The sequence below is a fragment of the Pseudomonas sp. Ost2 genome (assembly GCF_018326065.1).
Lineage (GTDB): Bacteria > Pseudomonadota > Gammaproteobacteria > Pseudomonadales > Pseudomonadaceae > Aquipseudomonas > Aquipseudomonas gingeri.
Window position 1 is genome coordinate 5,567,245 of record NZ_AP021904.1, and the last position, 25,752, is coordinate 5,592,996.

A 25,752-nucleotide genomic window follows, 5' to 3' on the forward strand; every position below is an offset into this window, starting at 1 on the left:
ACCGATCATTCGAGGGAAGAGCCGTGAGTGCCGCACTCTGCAACAACATTGCCGCCGTGACATTCGTCAGCAAACACAAGGCGGTTTGCCAGCCGATCGCCGATCAACTGGAACTGCCGGTGGAGAACATCCTCGGCCTCGCCGCCCAGGAGAGCCAGTACGGCAGCGGGCGCATCGCCCGGGAGCTGAACAACTATTTCTCCATGCACGCCCCGGCGCCGTTGCAGATCGGCTCGGAAGCGCCGATGGGCAACGCCCGGATCCAGGTGGCGAAGTATTCGTCCTTCCAGCAATGCGCCCAGTCCTTCGCCACCCGCTATGGCGCGGCGGTCAGGGGCAAGAAAGACCCACTGGAATTCGCCCAGACCCTGGTGAAGATCGGCTTCAACACCGGCAACGCCGCCACGGGCGGGCGCGACGGGTTCGCCAAGTACTTGGCGCAAATCATTATCGCAGTCAAAGGACGAATGGCGTGCTGATCAAGACGACCGCTGCATGGCTGTTCACCCTGGGCCTGGCCTGCACCACCCTCTCGGCCTGCGCCGCGCAGGCCTTGCAGCCCGACCAGGTCAAACCCCAGGGCCTGAGCCGCGAACAGGCCCAGCAGGTGCTGGAAGTGGCGCTCAAGCATGAAGACTACAAACTGGGCAAGCCCGGAGTCTTTATCGACGGCGACCTGGCCGACGAAAACGGCAACCCGCCCCATCCGGGCTATTTCGACTTCAGCCTGGGCTACAACGACCCCAAGGCCGGCGCCACGGAGTACTGGGGATTGTTCTCGGTCAGCACGACGACCGGGGATGTGTGGGAAATCAACAGCTGCAAGCGCCTGACGGGACCTGAGCTCAAGCAACTGCAAGGTCGGATCATGAGCAGGACCGGGAAGAGCCTGGGTGATGAGAAGGTGCAGCGGGAGGGGTTGGGGTGTGACGAGGAGCCCTAAGTCCTGGGACTGACCTGCTATTGAAAAACAGGAGGCGATGGCAACTATCCTGACACCAGGTGCCCGCCAAAGCCTGCAACGCTGGCGGATTGAAGAGACAGCGGATTTTCCTATACCCAGTCTTCGACGCGCAGACCAGGCACTCGGTCAAACTCGCGTAGATTGTTTGTTACCAAAATCAAACCTTGCGAACGAGCGTGCCCGGCAATCATGTGATCGTAAGGGCCAATCGGAGTGCCAACCTTAGCCAGCTCCGCACGGAGTTGACCTGTATGCGCCGCCGCATCCTGGTCGTATTTCAAGACATCCAGTCGTGCTGCAAAGCCCTCTACGTCGGCCAGGTTTCGTCCTGGGTTCGAAGATTTTTCCGCTCCATAGATGAGTTCCATCAAAGTCACGGTGCTGATGCACAGCTGGCCATGGTGAGCTTTGAACGCTTCGCGAACATGCTGGGGTTTGTTCTTTATCGTGAAGATGCAAATGTTGGTATCGAGCATGAATTTGAGCATCAGAATGATTCCCGCTCTTGCTCGGCTGGCTGCTCACGAGCCGTCATAAAATCATCCGTTACACCTTCACCGTCAAACCAGCTATCCCAGGACTCACCCGCGGGGGTGATGATTCGGGTTCTGCCGATTGCAACAATATCGACGCGCTTGACGTCATCAGGAAGCGCGGCAGCCTTTGGCAAGCGCACGGCCTGACTACGATTGCTTTGAAATACCGAGCCTTGTTCCATGTCGCACCTACAGGGATATGCCGATTGCATATCCCATAATAATACACACCATGGATATGTCAACGGGATATACAAGCCGTGGGAGCTGTTGCCGCATCGATGGCGACCGGCTTAGTTACGCAAGGCGGGATGCCCGGACGCTTACGATTTGATCCTGAAAATGAGAGGAAAAATAGTCAACACCACGCTGGAGTCTGCCTCTGACAAGGTCCGCCGTTTTCTTGTAACGATTGATTGACTTCCCGCACGGCTCATGGCGTGATTTCGCCACTGTTAGAGTTTTTCCTACGGCAACTCACTCGAAAAACTCAAGCCCGGCCACCGAGCCGGGTTTTTTATTGCCTGAATTTTGTGCGTCACCGTAGCCAGGGCGGCCTTTTGGGGCTTGGGGGAAGGTGATGGCAATTTGATAGGAGTGGTTTAGAATGCCGCCTAATCTTATCGCCATGGAGAGCGAAATGAACGAAGCAGTTGCAGTGGCGGCTCCGCAGAAGCGGCAAGTTGGGTTTATTCTAGGGCTTGGAATTCTGTTCTTCCCCTTGTTGTTTGGCTGGATGCTGCTGAGAAAGGGGCACTCGACCTTGGCGCGCATTGTCGGCTTCGTCTGGATGGCTCTGTGTCTTTTCTCGTTGATTGGCATGGGCTCGATTTCAAAAACCAGTTACGACACCTACAAGGAAAGGGCGTCCCAATCCAGTACACAAGGTTCGGCTCCTAAACAGCCGGCCCAGGCAGAACCGCTTAAGGCTTACACGTCGGCGAAAGTCTCCCAAGATTACGAAGACAACACTGTTGCTGCTGACATGCAGTACAAGGGCAAGCGCGTGAAGGTGACCGGGCGCATCACCGATATCAATACTGATTTCCTCGGGAAACCGTACCTGGTACTTGCGGGCACTAACCCGTATTTGGGGCCGCAGTTCAAATTCGAAAAATCGGACATGGCCTCTCTCGCATCGCTCAAGAAAGGTACGCAAATTTCGGTAGTCTGCACCGGCAATGGCGACGTAGCCAAAGTGCCTATGTTCGAAGATTGCGAAATCTCAAAATAACCAGTTGACACCCGCAGTCCATGTCTATGGATTTCGCATTATTTTGCGGTTTTTCCGCGAGCAAAGCCCAACCCTGAGTCGGGCTTTTTGCTTTCTGCAGTTCACCAAGCCTCAGCACCTGCTGAGGCTTTTTCACTTCATGCCCAGGGAGTAGAGCGCATGGATTTTTTGCAGCGCCTCTTCGATAAGCTGGACTGGGCATTCGCCGGACTGCTGGGCGCAATTGCTGCCAGTTGGTGGCACCGGGACGACCTGGTTGACCGAAAGGCCTGGGCGATCTCCATCTTCAGCGGCGCGGTATGCGCCCACTAGCCAGGCGGTGGCCCAAGCCTATGCAAAGTCCGCGAAGCAGGGCGCACAGGACCAGATCGCGAGAGATTTGCGGCCCGGCGGCCAGATTTGGGCGGCCATCAACAATCGCTCGTAAACCAAGCCCTGCCATAGCGGGGCTTTTTTTCGCCAGAAGAAATCATGGCAACTGAAACATTGGAGAAAAGGGGACAGAGAAAAGGGGACAGATTCAGAGAAAAGGGGACAGAAAGGGGACAGATTTATTTTTGGGACAGAAAGGGGACAGATTTATTTTTCAGATTTTTCCGGATTACCCCTTGGCCGACCTTGCCCTCGGTTTTCTATTCGCAGCCCAGTAATCCGTTCCACCTCCTCCACAAAACGATTCGTCCCTATCAATTGACCGCGCTGCAAGGCATCACGGATAGCCCTGATCTCGTCTGCGGAAATGGTTTGTCGTACAAATGCCTCGTAGCGATGACACCGTTCTATCGCTGTATTACCCAAAGCCACGAAGCAAGGGTCAGCATCCAGCCACCGACCATCCGCCATCTCGCTTACCCGGGTTTGATAGCTCGACCAAGGGTAATCTGCAGGATCAGCCACCATACCAGCGCGCACAGGATTCAATTCGATGTAACGGCAACAGGCAAGCAGATAAGAGTCTGATTGCACAACACTGGACTTTTATAGACTTTCCCATAAGGTGCCTGAACGCCCTTCTAACCGATTGCGATAGCGCGTCATTCGTGCCGCCAGCCCCTTCATCATTTTCCCCAACCCACTGCTCGCATCACCAGGGGCCAGCAAAAGATGAACATGATTGGTCATCAGACAATAGGCGTAAACCTTCACGCCGAATGCTTCCTTGAGTTCACGCAGATTCGCGAGATAACACTGATAGTCTTCCGTACCCGCAAACACTATCTGACGGTTATGACCGCGTTGTACTACATGGTGCAGGTAGTTTGGTATGTAGAAGTCTCGACTTGATCTGACACTCGTCTTGAAAAGAACGGGACTATCGGGTTTGATGGTTGTGCGAGCAATCACCAATCCCAAAGGAGTAGCCCCGATGAATGTTGTAAATCAACCCATCGTTAAGCACAAGCTAGGCCTGCTGAATCTGGCTGAGGAACTGGGCAACGTATCTCAGGCCTGCAAAATCATGGGTGTGTCGCGAGACACCTTCTATCGCTACCAAGAAGCCAAAGCCACAGGTGGTGTCGAGGCCTTGCTGCAAAAGGATCGCCGGCGTCCAAACCTCAAGAACCGTGTCGATGATGCGGTTGAACAAACCGTGTTAGCTTATGCCATCAAACAACCCGCTCATGGACAAGTCAGGGTCAGTAACGAACTGCGTAAGCGTGCTACGTTCGTTAGTCCGTCTGGCGTTCGATCCATCTAGCTGCGTCATGAACTGGCGAACTTCAAGCAGCGCCTGATAGCCCTGGAAAAGCATGTTGCTGCCACCGGTGCCGTGCTGACTGAAGCCCAGGTCGTTACCTTGGAGAAGAAGCGCGACGATGATACCGCCTGCGGCGAAATTGAAACGGCCCACCCCGGTTACCTTGGCTCGCAGGACACTTTTTACGTTGGCACCATGAAGGGTGTAAGCCGGATTTATCAGCAGACCTTTGTCGATACCTACAGCAAAGTGGCCTTTACCAAGCTCTATACGACGAAGACGCCGATCACGGCAGCAGATCTGTTGAACGACAAAGTGCTACCGTATTTCGCTGAGCAAAACGTCCCCGTGCTACGCATTTTGACGGATCGGGGAACCGAGTATTGCGGCAAGTTGGAACAGCATGATTACCAGCTCTACTTGGCGATGAATGACATTGAACACACTCGCACCAAGGCGGCGTCACCGCAGACCAACGGTATCTGCGAGCGCTTTCATAAGACGATTTTGCAGGAGTTCTACCAGGTCGCTTTCCGTAGGAAGATCTACCAAAGCATTGAGCAGTTGCAGGCAGATCTTGACCAGTGGATCAATGACTACAATGATCAGCGAACCCACCAAGGAAAAATGTGCTGTGGTCGTACACCGGCTGAGACATTTGAGGACGGGAAGAAAATCTGGCAGGCCAAAATGATTAGCTGAACTTGACCTGACAGTCACTGCCGAAGATCCGGTAGCTGTCAGATCAAGTCTGAACTTCTACATAAACTACGACTGCCAGAATGTCAGACAGACACCATATTCATCGAGAAGATCGTCAGCAATTTCAAACTGAAATACCTTCTCTGGAAAGGTATCGGATAACGCGCGCTTCCAATATCTAGTGATCTGTTCAGCAAATAAATGACAAAGACGATAATCTTCTTCCGACAGGTCCACTTTAAATACGGGTCGACCCGGCGCATCCTCCCACTTTGAAAAGAACTGATTTATTGAAAAAATATTTCTGTATCGTTCAACGTCTCTACGCGATGTACTTTGTTCCAACACACTAGATTCGGTCTCAACCAGCCCGCTCAAATGAAATTTTTGCGGATCGTATTGCTGAGCGTTAGGCAGCCAGAAAATGTGACCATTGACCTCAATAAAATCAGGAGAGAGCAAACCCAGAACAGAAATTGCCTGTTCTAATGAAACCAAGTGCCCTACATATGAAAAAAACTCCCCGGAGCCAATATCTGAAACAAACAGACTCAACGACTCTTTAGAAATATTACCCTGATAAACCTTCATCATTTCAACCCCAAGCTATCAAGAACCGACTGAGGAACATTCCCCTCAAAAATTTTTGTATCACTTCCCTTCTTGGGGAAATATGTTCCATTCGGAGCTTGGTTCCATTCGACCACCTTAATCCGAGAGCTAGACACATCATATAGTGCACGCCCCTCAGGACCGTAGACAACAACATGCCCATTTCCAAGATTTGCATAAGAATCGGGAGTTTGCCCTTGCAACGGATACTGAACACCACCACGCGTTCCCGTGACCGCCACATTCGTTTCCCTGAGTCCCTTAGTATAATCTAAATCAATAGTATTACCGGCAGAGTCCGTAATGAACCTGGGTGTATTTGGGGCGTTAGTAGTTGCTTTTGGACCCTCTCCCGAAACCGCAACCGGCCGCCCATCAATCGAGCATGGTGCATTAGTACCAGTATTATGCACCCACGTTTTCAGCTTACCAACATAGAACGTATGTCCGATGTCGACCGTAAGGTTATACGTTTCCCCCACTGGAAGAAACAGCTCCAGAGATGTCACCCGTGTCGAAGCATTCTCACCCTCGCCATCGCTGAGCGACTGGAGCAAATCGCCCGGTTTCAGCTCTATGGCCGGAATGAAGTCCCGCCGTTCTGGTACGTAGAAGGGGTGAGACGGAGTTACTAACAGCGTTTCAGCTTCTGCCAGACCATCCGCACGGATGTTTTCCAGCTTGAGCCGATAGATCGGCTGATCGTTTCGGTAATGAGTTGCCAGAATGGCCGCTGCAAACGGCTTCCCACCTTTATCAGGTTTACTCCAAACGATATCACCGACCTTAAGCGAATCGATTGCCCGGTCTCCCGAGGGCGTAGCAACCATGGTACCGGCGGCAAAACAGCACGGTCCTTTTCCAGGACCTGGATTCACGCCGAAGCCATCGGCATCCTCCGAGACCCCATTACCGGTCTTCCCACCCTTGCCAATACTGGCAGTGACCTTGGTGCCCCAGCCTTCGGTCAGCAACGTATTGCCCATGTTGCTGATCATGGCGGCTCTTTCAGCCACACTCAGCTTGCGACCCGCCGCATCATCCAGCCAGGAGGTCTTGTTCTCCCACTCCTTGAGATTGGCGCTCTCGGCAGGTGTCAGCCAGCCTTCCTTGATGTATTTGGCGGTGATGATCTGGTCGTCGGTGACATAGGTATTACCCCAAGGGTCATACCCCTGGGCCGGCTGCGCGATCAGCCCGGGATTGCCTGTCAGCATCCCGACCATGTCATAGGAAACCTTGTTCCTGTAGAAACTGATCAGCTCCTGTGCGACCGGGTCATCCATGGCAATGGTGTTGGCTTGCAGGCCTTCGACGCAGGCACGGCTTTCACACAGGTCGATCAGTTGCGAACGTTCGGCCGAGATCTTTTCAAACTTGCTGACCAGGTCGCGCTGTTTCGCTTCGGTGCAATTGCCACCGGCCTTACACGCCTTCAACTCGTTGAGCAGGCGCTCGGCGGTAGGGTGATCGAGGCTGTTGAACTTGGTGGCCTGCTGGGTTACCCCGCAGGCCTGGGCCAACAGTGGCTGTCAGAACATGGCGTTCGCCAACACGAACGCCAGGCCGCGCTTGGGCAGCCCCAGGAAGTGCTCACGTTTTTTCAGGGCCGCAGAAGGTTGACCCGCGAGGAAGGCGAACTGACGGAGGTCCATGTGGTGTCTCGATGGCACGATGCATCCGCCCATTTGCTGAGAGCAGGCGGGATCCGGAAGTGATACGCAGGAGGATGCACTAGACCAGGGAAGATCATTCGCTTTGTAGCAGGCAAAAAAAATCCGGAAATCCTCACTTGCGTGGGCTTTCCGGATTTTCTTCTACAACAAATATGGTGGGTCGTGTGGGATTCGAACCTACGACCAATTGGTTAAAAGCCAACTGCTCTACCAACTGAGCTAACGACCCGCTGTGTGGTGGCGCGTATAATACTGATTTCTAACGGGAATTCAACACCTTAAATGAAAAAAATCAAAAATAACGCGTTGGGTCGCTGATTCCGGCTGCTGCGAAGCCTTCAGCACGCAGGCGGCAGCTGTCACATTTCCCACATGCAAAGCCGTTAGCATCCGCCTGATAGCAGGATACGGTCAGCGAATAGTCGACTCCCAGCTTGATCCCGGCCTGGACGATATCGGCCTTGCTCAGGTTCTGCAGCGGGGCCCGGATACGGAAACCATCGCCCTCGACGCCAGCCTTGGTCGCCAGGTTGGCCAGGGTTTCGAAGGCCGCGACGAACTCGGGACGGCAATCCGGGTAACCGGAGTAATCCACCGCGTTCACACCGATAAAGATGTCGCGTGCGCCCAGCACTTCCGCCCAGCCCAGCGCCAGGGACAGGAACACGGTGTTGCGGGCCGGCACGTAGGTCACCGGAATGCCCTCGCACGGTGTCTCGGGCACATCGATGGAGCTGTCGGTCAGGGCCGAACCACCGATACCGTTGAGGTTCAGGCCGATGACCTTGTGCTCGATCACGCCCTGGTCCCGTGCCACCCGCTCGGCGGCCTGCAACTCGGCGCGGTGACGCTGGCCGTAGTCGAAGCTCATGGTGTAGCAGCTGTAGCCCTCGGCGCGCGCCATGGCCACTACGGTCGCCGAATCAAGGCCGCCGGACAGCAGGATTACCGCTTTCTTTTCAGTGCTTGCTTGCAGGGTCATATCAACGTCCCGGTTCATCATTCCAAAGATATTTGTGCAACTGCATCTGCAAGCGCACGGGAAGATTGTCCGCCACGATCCAGTCCGCCAGTTCACGCGCTGGCAAATCGTGATGGCTCGGCGAGAACAACACTTCGCCGGCCCGCTTCTCCAGACCGTACTGGATCAGCTTGGACACCGACCAGTCGTAGTCTTCACGGGAACAGATGACGAACTTGACCTGATCGTTGGCGGTCAGCAACTCGATATTCTCGTAGCGGTTGCGATGCGCCTCCCTGGAGCCCGGTGTCTTCAGGTCGACCACGCGGCTGACGCGCGTATCCACCGTCGAGATATCCAGCGAGCCACTGGTTTCCAGGGAAACCTCATAGCCGGCGTCACAGAGCCGCTTGAGCAGGGGAATGGCGTTGGGCTGGGCCAGCGGCTCGCCGCCTGTCACGCAGACATAGCGTGGCCGGTAGCCAGCAACCTGGTCGAGGATGCTGTCCAGCGACATCAACGTGCCGCCGCTGAAAGCGTAGGCGCTGTCGCAGTACTGGCAGCGCAGGGGGCAGCCCGTCAGGCGCACGAACACTGTGGGCAGCCCAGCAGTCCGCGTTTCACCCTGTAACGAGTAAAAAACTTCGGTAATTCTCAATGTGTCTTGCATATCCGCCACGGGCGTAACAGCTAAACAGGCTGTCCGCCTCCGTCAGGCACCGCAATGAACCTGCGATCGCATAGTCCAGAGCAGCGTGTTTCATAAAAAAGGGCATCAATTCTAACGAAAAAACCCGCGACAAGCGCGGGTTTCTTGATTCGAGCCTTCAGCACATCACATGCGCTGCAGGTCTCGTTGAGCCAGCTGGGCAGCCGATGTCCCCGGATACTGGGAAACCACCTGCTGCAGAATACCCTTGACCTTGTCGGTATGACCCAGGCGACGCTCTACGTCAGCCAGCTTGTACAGCGAGTCAGGCACCTTGGCATGCTTGGGATACAACTGGCTGACCTTGGCAAACGCCTGGCCGGCACCTTGCAGGTCACCCTTGGCCAGGTTCACTTCACCCAACCAGTATTGCGCGTTGCCCGCGTACTGGCTGTTCGGGTATTTGCGCAGGAAAGCGCTGAACGCCTGGCTGGCCTTGTCGAAATCCTTGGCCTTGATCAGATCGAAGGCGGCGTCATAGTACAGCTTTTCCTTCGCTGGATCGCCTGGTTCACTGCTGGTCGCAGGGGCTGCCCCCTGGTTGGCGGCAGCAGGTGCAGCACCGGCGGCGGCATTGACATCGCCACCGCTGGAAGAATTATCAGGAGCCGCAGCCGCCGGAGCGCCGCCACTGCCTATGCGCCGGTCAAGATCCTGGTATCGCTCCAGGTTTTCCTGCTTCATGCGCGCTACATCATTTTGCAGAACTTCGATTACGCCCTGTTGCTGCGCAAGTTGTTCCTGCATGCGTTGCAATTGGTTGAACAGTTCGCCCTGTGCCGAGACAGGGGCCGAAACCCCTCCCCCGGCATAGGCGCCGTTCGTACCGTAACCCGCTGGAGGATAACTCCCACCGCCATTGTTATAGCCGGAGTTGTCATCGACCACAGGAACCGCAGCCCACGCCGCAAGCGGCATGAGGCTGAGAGCCAATACAGTTACAGCACGACGGCACGTTCGCATGACGAATTACTTACGCAGTTCGACGCGACGGTTTTGAGCCCAGGACTGTTCGTCGTGGCCAGTAGCAACTGGACGCTCTTTACCGTAGGAAACCAGTTCCAGCTGAGCTGGGGAAACACCTTGCAGTACCAGGTAGCGCTGAACGGCTTTCGCACGACGCTCGCCCAGTGCCATGTTGTACTCACGAGTACCACGTTCGTCGGTGTTGCCTTCCAGAACGACGCGAGCGCCGTTGGCTTTCAGGTCCTTGGCGTGAACGTCCAGAGCGCGCATGGCTTCTGGCTTCAGGTCCGAGCTGTCGTATTCGAAGTAGAAGGTGGTGATTGCGCGCAGAGCAGCTTCTTCGCTCAGGGAGCCATCAACAGCACCAGTGTTAGCGCCGTAACCAGCATTTGGATCAACAGCGCCTTGACCGGCGTTGTCGCCGCCTTTGGACGAGCAACCTACAGCTACAGCCATGGCCAGAGCCAGCGCAGCAAATTTACCAAACTTCAGCATTTCCATCGTGAAACTCCTAATGAACCCCAGTGTGTTAAGTAAAACGTATAGCGCCGCGTCAGTTCAGGTAAGGGGACCAGGAAGGTTCTCTGACTTCGCCTTGTGCGGTAGGAAGCGGGAGCCTTACGCGTCCGTTGATGGACACGAGCATCAAGACTCCCCGGCCCTGCTGGGCGGTGGCGTAGATTACCATGGTGCCGTTGGGCGCGACAGTAGCTGACTCATCAAGGTTGGTGTCTGTAAGGATTTTTACGCTACCGCGCTGCAAATCCTGAGCCGCCACGCGGAAATTGGTGAAGCCATCCTGACGATGGATCATCACCAGCGTTTTTTCATCGGCCGACAGTTTCGGGTTGGCGTTGTAGTTACCGATGAAGGTCACGCGCTCGGCACCACCGCCATTGACGTTGGTCTTGTAGATCTGTGGCTTGCCGCCGCGGTCGGAGGTGAAGTAGATGGTCGAGCCATCCTTGCCCCAGAACGGCTCGGTGTTGATGCCGGGACCGCTGGTCACGCGACTGATCTGACGCGAGGCCAGGTTCATCACGTAGATATCCGGGTTACCGTCCTTGGACAGCACGAACGCCAGGCGCGTGCCATCCGGCGACCAGGCTGGCGCGCCGTTCAGGCCTTCGAAGTTGGTGATCTGCTCACGACGACCGGTGTCGATGTGCTGGACGAAGATCCGCGGACGCTTCTGCTCGAACGAGACATAGGCGATACGCTTGCCGTCCGGCGCAAAACGTGGCGAAAGGATCGGCTCGCGCGATTGCAGCAGGGTCACCGCACGCGCACCGTCGTAGTCCGAACGCTGCAGGGTGTAGCGGGTGTTGTTCACCGAGAAGCGTTCGGCCGTCACGTACAGCATGCGGGTGGAGAACGCGCCCTTGATGCCGGTGAGTTTTTCGAACGACTGGTCGGCGATGTAGTGCGACATGTCCCGCAGTTGCTCGGCCGTGCCCGACACGCTGCCGGTCAGCACTTGCTGCTCGGTGGCGACGTTGAACAGCGCGTACTGCACCTGCAGGCGACCGCCCGCCGGAACAATGCTGCCGACCATGATGTACTGGGCGCCCAGGGCCTTCCAGTCACGGTAGATGACTTCGCTGGCCTGGGTCGGCAGGCTGATCATGTTCTGCTTCGGGATCGGCGAGTAGTAACCGGAGTTACGCAGGTCGTCGCCGATAATCTGGGCCATGTCGTCCGGCAGGACGCTGCCGCCCTGCCAACCGAACGGAACCACCGCGATCGGCGTGGCCCGGTCACTGCCACTGGTGACCAGAATGTTCTTTTCATCTGCTACCGCCATCCCTGCCAGGCAGCAGATCACGACAAGCATTCCTCGAAGAAGGTTTCTCACAAGGCTAGATCCTCAGGTGTGAATGTCATCTTGAATGAACGATAAGGAGCGAAGTCGCTCGGTTTCATTCCCTGCATTTCTGTCAAACGACCAATATTCTTGACCGCCGCTACCGCCGATGCGTCAAACGGACCGTCACCACTGGACTTGGCCACCGAGACCGTAGTCACGGTACCGTCCGGCAACATGCCGATCTGCAGCACCACCGTCATCCCTTTACGTGCCGAAGGCGGACGAGCCCAGCCTTCCGCGGCACGGGAGCGAATCAGATCGTCGAAACTGCCCGCGGTTTCATCGCCCTGCTCATCCGCCAGGGCCTGCTGACGCTGCGGCGTATCGGAAAGCAAATCGGCCAGGGCTTGCGCCTTCTTCTCTTCGGCGGATTTACGCGCGGCGTCCTGCGACTTTTTCTTCGCCGCATCGGCTGCTGCTTTCTTCTTCGCGTCTTCGGCGACTTTCTTCTTCGCCTCTTCAGCTTCAGCTTTCTTCTTGGCGTCTTCCGCGGCTTTCTTCTTCGCGTCTTCGACTATCTTTTTCTTCGCTTCGTCAGCGGCCTTTTTCTTGGCCTCTTCTTCAGCGGCCTGCTTGGCTTCTTCTTCGGCTTTCTTCTTGGCTATATCAGCCAATTGTTTCTCTTCAGCCTTTTTCGCTTCGGCAGCCTTCTTCGCGTCGTCGGCTTTCTTGGCTTCGTCAGCCTTCTTCGCCTCATCCGCTTTCTTGGCTTCGTCAGCCTTTTTCGCTTCTTCGGCCTTTTGAGCCGCCTCTTCTTTCTTTTGTTCCGCTGCCTTTATCGCTTCCTGCTCGACCTTCTTCTGTTCCATCTGCTCGACTTCGGTCTGGCGCGCGGCGGATTTCTTCGCCTCACCCGCAATCTTCTGATTGGTCTGGGTGGTTGCCTGACTTTTCGATTTCAGCTGGTACAGGGTCGCCTGGACGATCGGCTTGGCCGGCGGCAGTTCCGGAGTCATGGCGAAGCTGGCGAACAGCATGCCAAAAATCAGGACGTGCAGACCTATCGCCCAGACGCTGGGCCAGAAGTAGCTTTCCGAGGCGGACGGCTCTCGCTGTTGGTGCATCAGGGCGCCTCGGTAATCAAGCCAACATTACCGACCCCAGCTTTCTGCAGACCGCCCATGGCACCCATGACGGCGCCGTAGTCAACGGTCTTGTCGCCACGAATGAAGACCTGGGTATGCTTGCCGCCTTCGTTGCCGGCGCGAATGATCTTGGTCACGGCGTCGGTCATCTGCGGCAAGGTCATGGCCTTGTCCTGCTGCTTTTCGGTGTCGACTTCACTGCCAAGGTTCCAGTAGTAGGTCTTGTCAGCCTTGATCGAAATGGTCAGGACCTGGGTGTTGTTGTCCTGCGGCAAGGCTTCGCTGGAAACCTTGGGCAGATCGACTTTCACACCCTGGTTGAGCATCGGTGCGGTAACCATGAAGATAACCAGCAATACCAACATCACGTCGATGTATGGCACCACGTTCATCTCGGCAACCGGCTTGCGTTTGTGGCGAACTCGGGCCATGGGGATTTACCTGCTCACTCTTCGCTGGTGTGCACTTTACGGTGCAGGATCGCCTGGAACTCGTCGGCGAAGGTGTAGTAACGGCTGATCAGCGTTTCACCGCGGGCGGCGAAGCGGTTGTAGGCGATAACCGCCGGGATCGCCGCGAACAGGCCGATCGCCGTGGCCACCAGGGCCTCGGAGATACCCGGAGCCACGGTGGCGAGGGTCGCCTGCTGGGCAGTCGCCAGGCCACGGAAGGAGTTCATGATCCCCCAGACGGTGCCGAACAGGCCGATATACGGGCTGACGGAACCCACGGTCGCGAGGAACGGCAGGCTCTGCTCGAGCTTTTCTTCTTCACGGGAAATGGCGACGCGCATGGCACGGGACACACCTTCCATGACCGCTTCCGGATCGACACCCGGTTGCTGGCGCAGGCGGGAGAACTCCTTGAAGCCGGCGCGGAAGATCTGCTCGACACCCGAATCCGGATCCGGGTTGCTGCCGGCCTGACGGTACAGCTTGGACAGGTCGATACCCGACCAGAAGCGCTCCTCGAAGCTCTCCAGGGCGCGACGACCGGCGCGCAGCAGGTTGCTGCGCTGGAAAATCATGATCCACGAGGTGACTGAGGCAGCCACCAGGATCAGCATGACCAATTGCACCACGATGCTGGCATTGCTGACCAAGCTCCACATGGAGGAATGGTCGACGACGTTAGCTTCCACGCTTTATCTCCTGCTCTAAGTGAGTACCCGCGCCGCTTGAGTCGGCAAAGGCCGACCGCAAGGCTTCTGGAATGGCCCGGGGTTTCAAACTGTCGGCGCGTACACACGCCACCAGAAACTGCCCTTCGCAGAGCAGCGTTAAATCCGTTGCCCGCCGAACCTGCTGCTTGAAACGCAGGCTCGCACGGTTCAATTCAATGACATCCGCGCTGATCAACAGCTCGTCGTCCAGTCGCGCCGGCACGTGGTAACGCGCTTCGCTGGAATGCACGACGAACAACAGGTTCTCCCCCACCAGCTCGGATTGGGCAAAGCCCAGCTCCCTCAGCCGCTCGGTTCGAGCCCGCTCCATGAACTTAAGGTAATTAACGTAATACACGATGCCGCCGGCATCGGTGTCCTCGTAATAAACGCGACAGCGATGTGCGAACGACTGAACCCCGTTTTGCGCGCGCATACTCTAGTGCTTACTCCTCAGGTTGCCAATCCGGCCAGGCAACTGTTTTTCATACTTTTGCATGAAGATTCGTGACACGTGCCCTTCGGACAACGCAAACACCGAATAAATCAGCCCCTGTCCCGTCTTTACTCATCCAGCGCATCCAGAAACTCGTCTGCCACGGGCATTTCACCCAGGCGCGAGGGAATGTTCAAACCGAAGTGCAGATACGCATGCCGGGTGACCACACGACCACGGGGGGTGCGCATGATGTAGCCCTGCTGGATCAGGTAGGGCTCGAGCACATCCTCGATCGTGTGTCGTTCCTCGCTGATCGCCGCCGCCAGGCTGTCCACGCCCACCGGGCCACCGTCGAACTTCTCGATCATGGTCAGCAACAGGCGCCGATCCTGATGATCGAAACCGTGTTCGTCGACATCCAGCAGGTTCAACGCCAGGTCCGCCACCGCCTTGGTGATATGCCCCTTGGCCCGCACCTCGGCGAAATCACGGACCCGCCGCAGCAGCCGGTTGGCGATCCGCGGCGTACCGCGGGCACGCCTGGCGATCTCGAAGGCACCGTCGGGATCCAACGGCAACCCGAGAATCCCCGCCGAACGACTGACGATGGTCGCCAGGTCCGCGGTGCTATAGAACTCAAGACGCTGCACGATACCGAAGCGGTCACGCAACGGGTTGGTCAACATGCCCGCACGGGTGGTCGCGCCGACCAGGGTGAACGGCGGCAGATCCAGCTTGATCGAGCGCGCGGCCGGGCCCTCGCCGATCATGATGTCGAGCTGGAAGTCTTCCATCGCCGGATACAACACCTCCTCGACGATAGGCGACAGGCGGTGGATTTCGTCGATGAACAGCACATCATGGGGCTCGAGGTTGGTCAGCAGCGCCGCCAGGTCCCCCGCCCGTTCGAGCACCGGTCCGGAAGTGCTCTTGATCGACACACCCATTTCCTGGGCAATGATATTGGCCAGGGTGGTCTTGCCCAACCCCGGCGGCCCGAAGATCAAGGTGTGGTCGAGGGATTCGCTACGACCGCGGGCGGCCTGGATAAACAGCTCCATCTGTTCCTTGACCGTGGGCTGACCGATGTACTCGGCCAGGCTCAACGGACGAATCGCCCGGTCCTGGACCTCCTCGCGGTCACGCCCGCTGGAAGCGGCTATCAAACGATCGGCTTCAATCACTTAAATCATTCCCTTCAGGGCGCGACGAATCATATCTTCGCTGCTCAAGCCTTTCTCTTTGATGGCAGACACGGCCTTGCTGGCTTCCTGTGGCTTGTAGCCCAGGGAAATCAGCGCGCTGACCGCATCGGTCTCGGCGCTGGCGACCGGCACCGGCGGCGCACCGTCCGGCTGGTTCGGTACCAGGGCAAACATGCTCGGCACGGTTTCCCAGGCCTTGAAGCGGTCCTTGAGCTCGACCAGCAGGCGCTCGGCGGTCTTCTTGCCCACCCCCGGCACCTTGACCAGCGCCGAGGTGTCCTGGGCCGACACACAGCGCACCAGCTCATCGACCTCCAGGCTGGACATCAACGCCAGTGCCAGCTTGGGCCCGACACCATTGAGGCGGATCAGCTCGCGAAAGAAGTCGCGCTCACGCTTGCCGACAAAGCCATAGAGTAACTGGGCATCCTCGCGCACGACCAAATGGGTGTGCAGCGTCAGCGGTTCGCCGACCGACGGCAGGCGATAGAGCGTGGTCATCGGGACCTCCAGCTCATAGCCGAGACCATTCACATCCAGGATAAGGTGCGGTGGCTGTTTTTCAGCCAGGGTGCCGCGCAAGCGTCCAATCACGTATCAGATCCTTGTTTCCGGCCAGGCCGGGGGCTGATGAACAGAACGATAGACCTGCCATCATCCGGCAAGACACTCTATCGGCAAGCAAAATTGTTTAAGCTGATGATGCTATCAGAGACGCAGGCGACCGCCACGGGTCCGTGCCGCCCCCAATCCATGGGGCAACAGGCTCGAACGCGTGTGCGCATGGCACAAGGCGATCGCCAGGGCATCCGAGGCGTCAACCTGTGGCTTGCTGGTCAATTTGAGCAGGTGCATCACCATCATCATCACCTGTTCCTTGTTGGCGCCGCCCGTACCGGCTACCGCCTGCTTGACCTGGGTCGCCGTGTACTCGGCAATCTCCAGGTTCTCCTCGGCACCGGCGACAATCGCCGCGCCGCGCGCCTGGCCGAGCTTGAGCGCCGAATCGGCGTTCTTTGCCATGAACACCTTTTCGATGCCCATGGTTACCGGGCCATAGGTCTGGATCACCTCGCGCACGCTGCGGTAGACCACCTGCAAGCGCTCGTGCAGCTCGCCGCTGCCGGTGCGGATGCAGCCCGAGGCCACATAGACACAGCCACGCCCGGTGTCGCGGACCACACCGTAACCGGTAATCCGCGAACCCGGGTCGATACCAAGAATAAGAGTCATAACGCCTGCGGTTTGATCGAGAAAGCCTGCCAATGACGCGCAGTATCTACTGTATATGCATGCAGGTCGATAGAGTGCTGCCCTGAGGACACCCGCCCCTCCCCGCGGCAACCGGAGAATGCCCCTGCCACGCAGGGGCATGTGTCGCTCAGCCGAGCTGTTCCAGCACGGCCTCGGGAATCTCCGCGTTGGAATAGACGTTTTGCACGTCATCCAGGTCTTCGAGCATATCGATCATCTTCAGGACCTTTTCCGCGCCCTCGAGATCGAGTTCGGCACTGGTGGTCGGCAGCATGACGATTTCCGCGTCACCAGCCTTGAACCCGGCCGCCTCCAGGGCGTTGCGCACCGCGTAGAAGCCGGCAAACGAGGTGAAGACATCAATGGAGCCGTCTTCGTTGGTCACCACGTCATCGGCATCGGCCTCCATCGCGGCTTCCATCAGGGCATCCTCGTCGACGCCCGGAGCAAAGGAGATCTGCCCCTTGCGTTCGAACAGATAGGCCACGGAGCCATCGGTGCCGAGGTTGCCGCCACACTTGCTGAAAGCATGACGCACGGCGGCGGCAGTGCGGTTGCGGTTATCGGTCATGCATTCGACCATGACCGCCACACCGCCCGGACCATAGCCTTCATAGCTCAGCTCGACCATGTCGTCGGTGTCGGCGGCACCGGCACCACGGGCGACGGCACGATCGATGATGTCACGACTCATGTTCGCGCTCAGGGCCTTGTCCAGGGCCAGGCGCAGACGTGGGTTGGAGCCCGGCTCAGCACCACCCTGGCGGGCAGCAACGGTCAGCTCGCGAATCCACTTGGTGAAGATCTTGCCCTTCTTGGCATCCTGACGTTCTTTGCGGTGCTTGATGTTCGCCCACTTGGAATGACCCGCCATAACTCGCTCCGGTGCTCTTTGAAAGATTGCCTTGAAACATTGCCCGCCACGCAGTCGGCGCCGGCCGGCAAACAGAATTTTCGACCTGTATAAAAGAAAGGGCGCATCCAAGGATGCGCCCGCCAGGACCGGGTTACTCGGCCTTGGGTGTTTCGCGCAGGCGGATATGCAGCTCGCGCAGTGCCTTGGCGTCCACCAGGCCCGGTGCCTGAGTCATGACACAGGCCGCGCTCTGGGTTTTCGGGAAGGCGATCACTTCGCGGATCGACTGGGCACCGGTCATCAGCATCACCAGGCGGTCGAGACCGAAGGCCAGGCCACCGTGGGGTGGAGCACCGTACTTCAGTGCATCGAGCAGGAAGCCGAACTTCTCTTCCTGTTCCGCTTCGCTGATACCCAGCAGGCGGAATACCGCCTGTTGCATTTCCTTGCGATGGATACGGATCGAACCGCCACCCAGCTCGGTGCCGTTCAGGACCATGTCGTAGGCGCGGGACAGCGCGGTGGCCGGGTTGGCCTCCAATTCTTCCGGCGAGCACTTCGGCGCGGTGAACGGGTGATGCAGGGCGGTGAAGCTGCCGTCTTCGTTCTCTTCGAACATCGGGAAATCGACGACCCACATCGGCGCCCACTGGCTGGTCAGCAACTCGAGGTCATGACCGACCTTGATCCGCAGCGCTCCCAGGGCCTCGCCGACGATCTTGGACTTGTCGGCACCGAAGAACACGATATCGCCATCGACCGCACCGACGCGATCGAGGATCACGTTGAGGTTGGCCTCGGGGATGTTCTTGACGATCGGCGACTGCAGACCTTCCACGCCCTTGGCGCGCTCGTTGACCTTGATGTACGCCAGGCCCTTGGCACCGTAGATGCCGACGAACTTGGTGTAGTCGTCGATCTTGCTGCGCGGCATGCTCGCCGCACCCGGCACGCGCAAGGCTGCCACACGGCATTTCGGGTCGTTGGCCGGACCGCTGAACACCTTGAATTCGACATCCTTGAGCTGGTCGGCAACGTCCACCAGTTCCAGTGGGATACGCAGGTCCGGCTTGTCGGAGCCGTAGCGACGCATGGCCTCGTCCCAGGTCATGTGCGGGAATTCGCCGAATTCCAGATCCAGCACTTCCTTGAACAGGTTGCGGATCATGCCTTCGGTCAGTCCCATGATGTCTTTTTCATCGAGGAAACTGGTCTCGATGTCGATCTGGGTGAATTCCGGCTGGCGGTCGGCACGCAGGTCTTCGTCGCGGAAGCACTTGGCGATCTGGTAGTAACGGTCGAAACCGGCCACCATCAGCAGTTGCTTGAACAGCTGTGGCGACTGTGGCAGGGCGAAGAAACTGCCGGGGTGGGTACGGCTCGGTACCAGGTAGTCGCGGGCGCCTTCCGGAGTCGCACGGGTCAGGATCGGCGTCTCGACGTCGAGAAAGCCGTTTTCGTCCAGGTAACGACGAATGCTGGTGGTCATGCGCGAACGCAGGCGCAGCTTCTCGGCCATTTCAGGGCGACGCAGGTCGATAAAGCGATAGCGCAGGCGGGTTTCCTCGCCGACATCGGAATACTCGTTGAGCGGGAACGGCGGGGTTTCCGCTTCGTTCAGCACTTCCAGCTCGTAGCCCAGCACTTCGATTGCACCGGAAGCCATGTTGGCGTTGCCGGCACCGGCCGGACGCAGGCGCACCTTGCCGGTGATCTTCACCACGTATTCACTGCGCACGCGATCGGCGGCGGCAAAGGTGTCGGCGCGATCCGGATCGAAGACCACCTGGGCCAGACCTTCGCGGTCACGGATATCGAGGAAAATCACCCCGCCATGGTCGCGACGACGGTGGACCCATCCGCAAAGGGTGACTTCCTGGCCTTCCAGGCTCTCGTTCAGTTGGCCGCAATAATGGCTGCGCATCATGGTCGTGGTTTCACTTCTCGTAATTCGAATTCGGTGGAGGTCTTGCGTACTGTAGTGCCTGTAGCGCGCAAGAGCCCGCTCGTGTGACTCATTTTCAGTCGGCTTTGTCGCCACCGGCCAGGTTTTTCTTGGCACCGGTCTTGAAATCGGTTTCGTACCAGCCGCTGCCGCTGAGGCGGAAGCCGGGCATCGAAAGCATCTTTTTCAATTCTGGCGCCTGGCAGGCAGGGCAATCGACCAGAGGGGCGGCGTTGATTTTCTGAATGGCTTCCAACTGATGACCACAGGAAGCGCATTGGTAGTCGTACATGGGCATGGGGCGTCTCGACAATCAGATAACGACATCACTGCTGCCCGAGCCCAGAGTCGGGCCATGCAGCAAAGAGCGGGATTATATCTGTTAAATCGAGGCTTTGCAGCCGTATGACCGGCCATCCCGCTCAGCGTATCCAGCGACCGCCGACGGGCGCCGCCTTTCAGGACCTTCGACGACCGACAGTCCGACCGGGGGCGCCGCTCCCCCCCCTATCACGCCGAACGGTGCAAACCACCCAGGGTCAGGAGGTGCACCATGCACACGACACGAATCAAGCCACTGAAGTTCTTCACCCCCCCATAGCGCAGATGAACCTCCATATCGACGTTGGACAGCAGCGCATTGACCGTGCACTGGTTGATACCGGCCATATCGGCCAGTACTTTCCAGTACACCTCCTCCAGGCGCAGACAGGTTGCAAATCCATTCAGGCGCACCGACCGCGAAACCGGCTTTGCCAATCCGATATCAAACTCCAGCAACATGGGATCCGTCCTGGTTTTACGAAACAAACCAGCCTCCCCCCCACACTGACTTAACTGAACCATCTTCCTCGCACTCCGTCGCCACATGTCCTTGAATAAGGACATTCCTGGAAAATCTCTCTCACATAAAACATTAAGTAAAAGTTCTTATCCAGCGGACCGAACCATGACAACTGTAGGATGATGCGACGAGAAAATGCAGAACCGCGATATTGCGCGGCAGGAACGGAACAGCAGGCCCGGCAATCGCACGAATGAAGCCCCGTGGGCCTCATCCGTGCCCCTGCCTCAGCCCTCCAGCAGCGCCCGCAGCATCCAGGCGGTTTTCTCATGCACCTGCATACGCTGGGTCAACAGGTCGGCGGTCGGCTCATCGCTGACTTTATCCAGCAGTGGAAATATGCCTCGCGCCGTACGGGTAACGGCCTCCTGCCCCTGCACCAACTGCTTGATCATTTCCTCGGCACTCGGCACACCTTCTTCTTCCTTGATCGAAGACAACCGTGCATAAGTTGAATAAGTACCCGGCGCCGGAAATCCCAGTGCCCTGATTCGCTCCGCAATCAGATCCACCGCCAGGGCCAGTTCATTGTATTGTTCTTCAAACATCAAGTGCAGGGTCCGAAACATCGGGCCGCTGACATTCCAGTGGAAGTTGTGGGTCTTCAGATAAAGTACATAGGTATCCGACAACAGGCGGGAAAGCCCCTCGACAATGGACTTGCGATCCGCTTCACTGATACCGATATCAATAGCCATATGCATCCCCTTGATGTGATTGAGATCACCCTTGAAGGTGTAGGACCACTCTAGCAAGAGTCCGCGCGGCATGCAGCCCGCACGCCACGATCCACCTGCGACAAATCCGCCACACCTGCCAGCCCGACACCGGCGAAAGCGAAGGAAAAAACCGGGCTCGCCGGCCTTCACCTTGAAACATCTCGGATCAACGGCCTGCAAACGTCTAGATCAGGCCTCTCCCCGCTCCTTGGGCAATCACGACCGGCATTCACCCGCAATGCCACCGATAGTAGGCCAAGCCACTGATTTGAGAAGGTTCGGGCTTTGCTGTTAAATAGAGTCTGTGTCGTCGCAACCCAATTTTCTGGGCGCGGCGCATAGGCTGATTGGCGCGCGTGCTCACCGCCTCACCTTTTTTCAGAAGCGAACCGGGTGCCCTCAGCTCTTCCTTGCGATCTATCTTGAGTGAGTTAATCAAAATGTTGAAAATCGTCCATCTGCTAACGGGCGCTGTCGCCCTGCTGCTGTCCTTTATACCCAGCCTGCGATCCGAAGCCCTGCCCTACCTGCAACAACCCGATGCGCTTTACCTGGCATTCTTCGGCTTGCTCAACCTCATCCTCGCTCCGGTCATTCCCTACTGGAACAAGGGTCCACGTCACCAATTGCAAAACCTTGTCAGCGCCTTGCTGATCCTCGCGGTTGTCCTGCAAATCCTGGTACTGCTCGCCCCCCTGCCGATGGTCGCAGGCCAACCCGCCGTACTGCTGAGCCTGGCAGCCGCGGTGATAGCCGTGCTTCTGCACCTGGTCGTGAGTTTCTACAGGTCCTCGCCCGCCGCGGCTTCCCATAACTACGACATGACCAACCGCGATACCGGCACCGTGAAGTGGTTCAATACCTCCAAGGGTTTCGGCTTTATCTCGCGGGACTCCGGTGACGATATTTTCGTGCACTTCCGCGCCATTCGTGGCGAAGGCCACCGCGTCCTGGTCGAAGGCCAGCGCGTGGAGTTCTCGGTGATGAACCGCGACAAGGGCCTGCAGGCCGAAGATGTGATCGCCGCCTCGCCGCGTCGCTGATTCCCGCCTGAAAAAAAACCGCGACGCCATTTGACGGCTCGCGGTTTTTTTTACGCCTGCTGGCTGCGCCCCCCTCAATAGTGTGGCGGCGGGGCCTCCTCTTCGGAAGACTCGAACTGCCCCATCATTTCTTCATGACGTTTGAGCAGGGCCGCCATCTGCAGTTGCAGACGTTCCACCACTCGCTGCTGTACCACCAGCACATCGTTCAGCGACTGGATGGTGTCATCCTGAAAGGCCAGACGGGTCTCCAGTTCCGTCACGCGCTCCTCGAGGCTCATGATTGCGCCTGCACATAGGAGAAACCCTCGGCCAGGGCCACGCCCAACTGCTGGCGAATCACACTGACCTGCGCATCACTGTAGGGCTGTGCCGCATGCTTGCCCCAGACCGGGGCGGGCCAGGCGGCGTCGCTCTGCCGACGAACGATGACATGCATATGCAGTTGGCTGACCACATTGCCCAGCGCCGCGACATTCAACTTGTCCGCCTCGAAAGTATCCTTGAGCACCCGCGCCAGCTCGGTGGTTTCACGCCACAACTGTTCCTGGTCCGCCGCCTCCAGTTGAAACAGCTCACTGATGTCCGCGCGCCGGGGCACAAGAATGAACCAGGGATAATTCGAATCATTGGATAACAGCAGGCGACACAACGGAAAGTCGCCCATCGGCAAAGTGTCTTGTTGAAGACGCGAATCGAGAACGAACACCGTAAACACTCCTGCTTGACTGATTTTCCTGCCAAGGCGACGACTCGACTGCGCCTTCGCCCGGCCACATGCGATGAGGATACCCGCCTTCGGCCTCCAGTTCACTGCAAGCCGGCCGGAGAGCGGCAAACGGACGATCATCTTCTCTCCGCGCCAAAATGAAACACCTGGAAACGCTACGCACCATTTCGGGTACAGAACGACCCTTTCTCATTCAGAAAGACGTAAAAAAACCTTTCTTATAATCAAAACGTCATCTTTTCCTGAAAACCTTCCCTGACCTGCGATGCCGACTCGACCTGAGCCGATCGACAGAAAGCACGAACGGAAACGACTGACTGTACGAACAGAAACAGCCTACAGTCACTTTTGCACCAAAACTGCACAGAGCGACTACTATCGGTGCATGTTCTACCCGCCGATTAACCCATTGGCGGTGTGGACCGGTAACGTTTTCAGCTTTCTGCACGTAATCAATGGATTAGCAGCACAAGGAAAAGTGATACGTCAAGCACCATGAGAAACCGGCTTCGCCCCTGCTCTCATGAGGGTTTCAGCGCGACGGGACGGTCAGGAAAATATTTTCTGGTTTTTTTTGAACTTTGTGCATGCTTGTTGCATTACCCCCTGCATAGTCGCTACAGAGGGCCTGATCGGACGCTGAAGCTCCCGCGACACGGTAACAACGCAAGACGGTGCGACCATGGACAGTTAAATGCTTGAACATGGGGCTTTCTTATCTATGCTCAGGCGTTCGACAACAGCGCTGAAGTTGTACAGCCGATACGAAAAGGCTGTGAATTTGCGACATGGACCGAGCTTTTTGCGACACGCTCGTAAAGAAGCCGCAAGGATAGGTGAGCAAGTATCGCCAATAATGTCAGCGTGATATAAGTTTGCGCCGACACAAAAAGAAAGAGCCGCCCAGACAAAAATACAGGTGGGACGGCAGTACTCTTCCTAAAAACCAAAGGAGCAAATCACGATGCGCGTGATGAAGTGGAGCATGATCGCCCTGGCTGTTTCCGCAGCAGGCACTCAATTGGCAATGGCTGAACCTTTCGTTACCGACCAGGCTGATGCCAAGGGTTTTGTTGAAGGTGCTTCGGCTGGCGTGGTTCTGAAGAACTACTACTTCAACCGTGACAAGAAAGCCGGTGCAGAAGACTCGATCGACTGGACCCAGGGCATTCTGGGCAAGTTCAGCTCGGGTTACACTCAGGGTCAGGTTGGTGTAAAGGTTGAAGGTTTTGGCGATGCTGGCTATCTGCTGAGCGGCGAAGACAAACAATCGGGCTCTCAGAACATGAGCCGTGATGCCAACAACAAGAACAATGACAGCTTCGGCAAAGCCGGTGCAGCAGTTGCTGTACGCGTCTCCAAGACCGAACTGAAATTCGGTGACCAGCAGCCTAGCACTGCTCCTGTCTTCGCCCTGGGCGGCAGCCGTCTGTTCCAACAGACCGCTCGTGGCTTCCAACTGCAGAGCAGCGAAGTCAAAGACCTGGATCTGGAAGCCGGCCACTTCTACGCTGGCAGCAGCCAGGACCAGACTGCAATGGATCAGCAACTGCGCGCTACCTACGCCGGCAAGATCGGTGCAGGCAAAGCCAACGCTGGTGCGAACCTCGACGTCAAGAGCGCCGACTACCTGGGTGGCAAATACGCCATCAACGAGAACCTGACCGCGTCCCTGTACGGCGCCAAACTCAAGGATCTCTGGAACCAGTACTACGCCAACGTCAACTACACCCTGCCATTGGCTGCACAGCAATCGTTGAACTTCGACTTCAACATCTATCGCACAACCGACACCGGTTCTGCGCTGGCAGGTGACATCGACAACACCGCTTTCTCGTTCGCGACCGCCTACTCCTTCCTGAATGCGCACACGATTACCGTGGCATTCCAGAAAGTACGTGGCGACACCCCGTTCGACTACGTCGGTGTGGGTGACCGCAACAACCGTGGTGGCGACTCGATTTTCCTCGCCAACTCCATCCAGTACTCCGACTTCAACGGTCCGGGTGAGAAGTCCTGGCAAGTACGTTACGACCTGAAAATGGCCGAGTACGGCATCCCAGGCCTGAGCTTCATGGCTCGTAACATCCACGGTACCGGCATCGACGGCACCCACGCCGACGTTGATGGTTCCTATGTCGGTGCATACGGCAAAGATGGCCGCCACTTCGAAACCAACGTGGAAGCCAAGTACGTCGTTCAGGCTGGTCCTCTCAAGGATCTGTCCTTCCGTGCACGTCAAGCCTGGCACCGTGCCAATGCTGACGAAGGCGAAGGCAACATCAACGAGTTCCGCCTGATCACCGAATACCCGATCAACATCTTGTAATCGTGTGATACTCGCAATACTCGCTTGAACAAAGGCCCATCTTGGTGATGGGCCTTTTTTATTGCCCTGATTTTAGTAATGCGTGAACTTTGATAGCAAACTAATAAGTAGCTAGCATCCAATTTACCAACAACTATCCCACTGATCGACGGCCACAAAAAAGGGGCCATCAATCGGCCCCTTGGTTTGCCACTGAATACCTGACCACTGCGCCA

General features: G+C 57.2%; 30 protein-coding genes, 1 tRNA gene and 2 pseudogenes. 7 read left to right on the top strand and 26 right to left on the bottom strand.

Annotation, left to right across the window (positions count from 1 at the left end):
* The first annotated feature begins 23 nt into the window (after positions 1 to 23).
* Positions 24 to 479 carry a glucosaminidase domain-containing protein gene (locus KI243_RS24480; protein ID WP_017124600.1) on the top strand — a complete coding sequence of 152 codons (456 nt, stop codon included), beginning with the start codon at positions 24 to 26 and terminating at the stop codon, positions 477 to 479.
* Complete coding sequence (locus KI243_RS24485) at positions 473 to 943, top strand: hypothetical protein (RefSeq protein ID WP_017124601.1); 471 nt, start codon at positions 473 to 475, stop codon at positions 941 to 943. Before KI243_RS24480 ends, KI243_RS24485 begins: the two co-directional genes overlap by 7 nt.
* Before the next feature lie 110 nt (positions 944 to 1,053).
* Here the strand turns inward: KI243_RS24485 and vapC are convergent, their stop codons facing one another.
* Together vapC and vapB are read right to left on the bottom strand one after the other, a co-directional pair.
* A complete protein-coding gene (gene vapC / locus KI243_RS24490; protein ID WP_177063736.1) occupies positions 1,054 to 1,452 on the bottom strand; it encodes a tRNA(fMet)-specific endonuclease VapC in 399 nt (132 codons plus the stop codon).
* Complete coding sequence (gene vapB / locus KI243_RS24495) at positions 1,452 to 1,682, bottom strand: type II toxin-antitoxin system VapB family antitoxin (protein WP_177063735.1); 231 nt, start codon at positions 1,680 to 1,682, stop codon at positions 1,452 to 1,454. Before vapB ends, vapC begins: the two co-directional genes overlap by 1 nt.
* Positions 1,683 to 2,140: 458 nt before the next feature.
* Between vapB and KI243_RS24500 the strand changes: the two genes are divergently transcribed.
* Both KI243_RS24500 and KI243_RS24505 read left to right on the top strand, forming a co-directional pair.
* Positions 2,141 to 2,734, top strand: a complete 594-nt coding sequence (locus KI243_RS24500) for a hypothetical protein (RefSeq protein ID WP_177108576.1) — start codon at positions 2,141 to 2,143, stop codon at positions 2,732 to 2,734.
* Between the two features lie 159 nt (positions 2,735 to 2,893).
* On the top strand, positions 2,894 to 3,046 hold the full coding sequence (locus KI243_RS24505; RefSeq protein ID WP_177063828.1) for a hypothetical protein: 153 nt from the start codon (positions 2,894 to 2,896) through the stop codon (positions 3,044 to 3,046).
* 267 nt (positions 3,047 to 3,313) lie between these two features.
* On the opposite strand, the pseudogene KI243_RS24510 reads toward KI243_RS24505, so the two are convergent.
* Positions 3,314 to 4,000: pseudogene (locus tag KI243_RS24510) on the bottom strand (transposase).
* Positions 4,001 to 4,100: 100 nt separating this feature from the next.
* On the opposite strand from KI243_RS24510, the pseudogene KI243_RS24515 reads away from it, so the two are divergent.
* Positions 4,101 to 5,135 (top strand): annotated as a pseudogene (locus KI243_RS24515) (IS481 family transposase).
* 66 nt (positions 5,136 to 5,201) lie between these two features.
* On the opposite strand, the gene KI243_RS24520 reads toward KI243_RS24515, so the two are convergent.
* From KI243_RS24520 to KI243_RS24615, 21 genes are all read right to left on the bottom strand, one after another.
* A complete protein-coding gene (locus KI243_RS24520; RefSeq protein ID WP_177055351.1) occupies positions 5,202 to 5,726 on the bottom strand; it encodes a hypothetical protein in 525 nt (174 codons plus the stop codon).
* Entirely contained in the window at positions 5,726 to 7,270 is a 1,545-nt protein-coding gene (locus KI243_RS32980; protein ID WP_244861772.1) for a Hint domain-containing protein, read from the bottom strand. Before KI243_RS32980 ends, KI243_RS24520 begins: the two co-directional genes overlap by 1 nt.
* Before the next feature lie 9 nt (positions 7,271 to 7,279).
* Positions 7,280 to 7,402 carry a hypothetical protein gene (locus tag KI243_RS33115; protein WP_256347662.1) on the bottom strand — a complete coding sequence of 41 codons (123 nt, stop codon included), beginning with the start codon at positions 7,400 to 7,402 and terminating at the stop codon, positions 7,280 to 7,282.
* A 174-nt stretch (positions 7,403 to 7,576) separates the two neighbouring features.
* Positions 7,577 to 7,652, bottom strand: a tRNA-Lys gene (locus tag KI243_RS24530).
* Positions 7,653 to 7,715: 63 nt separating this feature from the next.
* Positions 7,716 to 8,405, bottom strand: coding sequence for a 7-cyano-7-deazaguanine synthase QueC (queC, locus tag KI243_RS24535; protein WP_212809998.1), 690 nt, complete (start codon positions 8,403 to 8,405; stop codon positions 7,716 to 7,718).
* Between the two features lies 1 nt (position 8,406).
* A complete protein-coding gene (gene queE / locus KI243_RS24540; RefSeq protein ID WP_212809999.1) occupies positions 8,407 to 9,054 on the bottom strand; it encodes a 7-carboxy-7-deazaguanine synthase QueE in 648 nt (215 codons plus the stop codon).
* A 165-nt stretch (positions 9,055 to 9,219) separates the two neighbouring features.
* A complete protein-coding gene (gene ybgF, locus KI243_RS24545) occupies positions 9,220 to 10,056 on the bottom strand; it encodes a tol-pal system protein YbgF (protein ID WP_212810000.1) in 837 nt (278 codons plus the stop codon).
* A 6-nt stretch (positions 10,057 to 10,062) separates the two neighbouring features.
* The gene (gene pal, locus KI243_RS24550) at positions 10,063 to 10,560 is read right to left on the bottom strand and encodes a peptidoglycan-associated lipoprotein Pal (protein ID WP_083875268.1); all 498 of its coding nucleotides are present in this window, start codon (positions 10,558 to 10,560) and stop codon (positions 10,063 to 10,065) included.
* 52 nt (positions 10,561 to 10,612) lie between these two features.
* On the bottom strand, positions 10,613 to 11,893 hold the full coding sequence (gene tolB, locus KI243_RS24555; protein WP_177088235.1) for a Tol-Pal system beta propeller repeat protein TolB: 1,281 nt from the start codon (positions 11,891 to 11,893) through the stop codon (positions 10,613 to 10,615).
* 17 nt (positions 11,894 to 11,910) lie between these two features.
* Positions 11,911 to 12,990 (bottom strand): cell envelope integrity protein TolA, encoded by a 1,080-nt coding sequence (gene tolA / locus KI243_RS24560; protein ID WP_017124281.1) that lies wholly within the window; start codon positions 12,988 to 12,990, stop codon positions 11,911 to 11,913.
* On the bottom strand, positions 12,990 to 13,442 hold the full coding sequence (gene tolR, locus KI243_RS24565) for a protein TolR (RefSeq protein WP_017124282.1): 453 nt from the start codon (positions 13,440 to 13,442) through the stop codon (positions 12,990 to 12,992). Before tolR ends, tolA begins: the two co-directional genes overlap by 1 nt.
* Before the next feature lie 14 nt (positions 13,443 to 13,456).
* Positions 13,457 to 14,152 carry a protein TolQ gene (gene tolQ, locus KI243_RS24570; RefSeq protein ID WP_103033137.1) on the bottom strand — a complete coding sequence of 232 codons (696 nt, stop codon included), beginning with the start codon at positions 14,150 to 14,152 and terminating at the stop codon, positions 13,457 to 13,459.
* On the bottom strand, positions 14,142 to 14,609 hold the full coding sequence (ybgC, locus tag KI243_RS24575) for a tol-pal system-associated acyl-CoA thioesterase (RefSeq protein ID WP_017124283.1): 468 nt from the start codon (positions 14,607 to 14,609) through the stop codon (positions 14,142 to 14,144). Before ybgC ends, tolQ begins: the two co-directional genes overlap by 11 nt.
* A 128-nt stretch (positions 14,610 to 14,737) precedes the next feature.
* Positions 14,738 to 15,796: a Holliday junction branch migration DNA helicase RuvB gene (ruvB, locus tag KI243_RS24580; RefSeq protein ID WP_177130805.1), complete on the bottom strand. Its 1,059-nt coding sequence runs from the start codon at positions 15,794 to 15,796 to the stop codon at positions 14,738 to 14,740.
* Complete coding sequence (gene ruvA / locus KI243_RS24585) at positions 15,797 to 16,411, bottom strand: Holliday junction branch migration protein RuvA (protein ID WP_017124285.1); 615 nt, start codon at positions 16,409 to 16,411, stop codon at positions 15,797 to 15,799.
* A gap of 114 nt (positions 16,412 to 16,525) precedes the next feature.
* A complete protein-coding gene (ruvC, locus tag KI243_RS24590) occupies positions 16,526 to 17,050 on the bottom strand; it encodes a crossover junction endodeoxyribonuclease RuvC (RefSeq protein WP_177088222.1) in 525 nt (174 codons plus the stop codon).
* A 148-nt stretch (positions 17,051 to 17,198) separates the two neighbouring features.
* Positions 17,199 to 17,945: a YebC/PmpR family DNA-binding transcriptional regulator gene (locus tag KI243_RS24595; protein ID WP_212810001.1), complete on the bottom strand. Its 747-nt coding sequence runs from the start codon at positions 17,943 to 17,945 to the stop codon at positions 17,199 to 17,201.
* A gap of 133 nt (positions 17,946 to 18,078) precedes the next feature.
* A complete protein-coding gene (gene aspS, locus KI243_RS24600) occupies positions 18,079 to 19,854 on the bottom strand; it encodes an aspartate--tRNA ligase (RefSeq protein WP_212810002.1) in 1,776 nt (591 codons plus the stop codon).
* Positions 19,855 to 19,948: 94 nt separating this feature from the next.
* Entirely contained in the window at positions 19,949 to 20,170 is a 222-nt protein-coding gene (locus tag KI243_RS24605) for a zinc ribbon domain-containing protein (protein WP_177119760.1), read from the bottom strand.
* A 212-nt stretch (positions 20,171 to 20,382) separates the two neighbouring features.
* Positions 20,383 to 20,655 (bottom strand): ribbon-helix-helix domain-containing protein, encoded by a 273-nt coding sequence (locus tag KI243_RS24610; protein ID WP_017124290.1) that lies wholly within the window; start codon positions 20,653 to 20,655, stop codon positions 20,383 to 20,385.
* A 288-nt stretch (positions 20,656 to 20,943) separates the two neighbouring features.
* Positions 20,944 to 21,414 (bottom strand): Dps family protein, encoded by a 471-nt coding sequence (locus KI243_RS24615; RefSeq protein WP_017124291.1) that lies wholly within the window; start codon positions 21,412 to 21,414, stop codon positions 20,944 to 20,946.
* A 461-nt stretch (positions 21,415 to 21,875) separates the two neighbouring features.
* Here KI243_RS24615 and KI243_RS33120 point away from each other — a divergent pair, with 461 nt between their 5' ends.
* A complete protein-coding gene (locus KI243_RS33120; RefSeq protein WP_017124292.1) occupies positions 21,876 to 22,478 on the top strand; it encodes a cold-shock protein in 603 nt (200 codons plus the stop codon).
* A gap of 74 nt (positions 22,479 to 22,552) precedes the next feature.
* On the opposite strand, the gene KI243_RS24625 is transcribed toward KI243_RS33120, so the two are convergent.
* Both KI243_RS24625 and KI243_RS24630 read right to left on the bottom strand, forming a co-directional pair.
* Positions 22,553 to 22,759, bottom strand: coding sequence for a SlyX family protein (locus KI243_RS24625; RefSeq protein ID WP_017124293.1), 207 nt, complete (start codon positions 22,757 to 22,759; stop codon positions 22,553 to 22,555).
* Positions 22,756 to 23,187, bottom strand: coding sequence for an HIT domain-containing protein (locus tag KI243_RS24630; protein WP_177119758.1), 432 nt, complete (start codon positions 23,185 to 23,187; stop codon positions 22,756 to 22,758). Before KI243_RS24630 ends, KI243_RS24625 begins: the two co-directional genes overlap by 4 nt.
* 985 nt (positions 23,188 to 24,172) lie before the next feature.
* On the opposite strand from KI243_RS24630, the gene KI243_RS24635 reads away from it, so the two are divergent.
* Complete coding sequence (locus tag KI243_RS24635; protein WP_017124295.1) at positions 24,173 to 25,537, top strand: OprD family porin; 1,365 nt, start codon at positions 24,173 to 24,175, stop codon at positions 25,535 to 25,537.
* Positions 25,538 to 25,752: the final 215 nt, after the last annotated feature.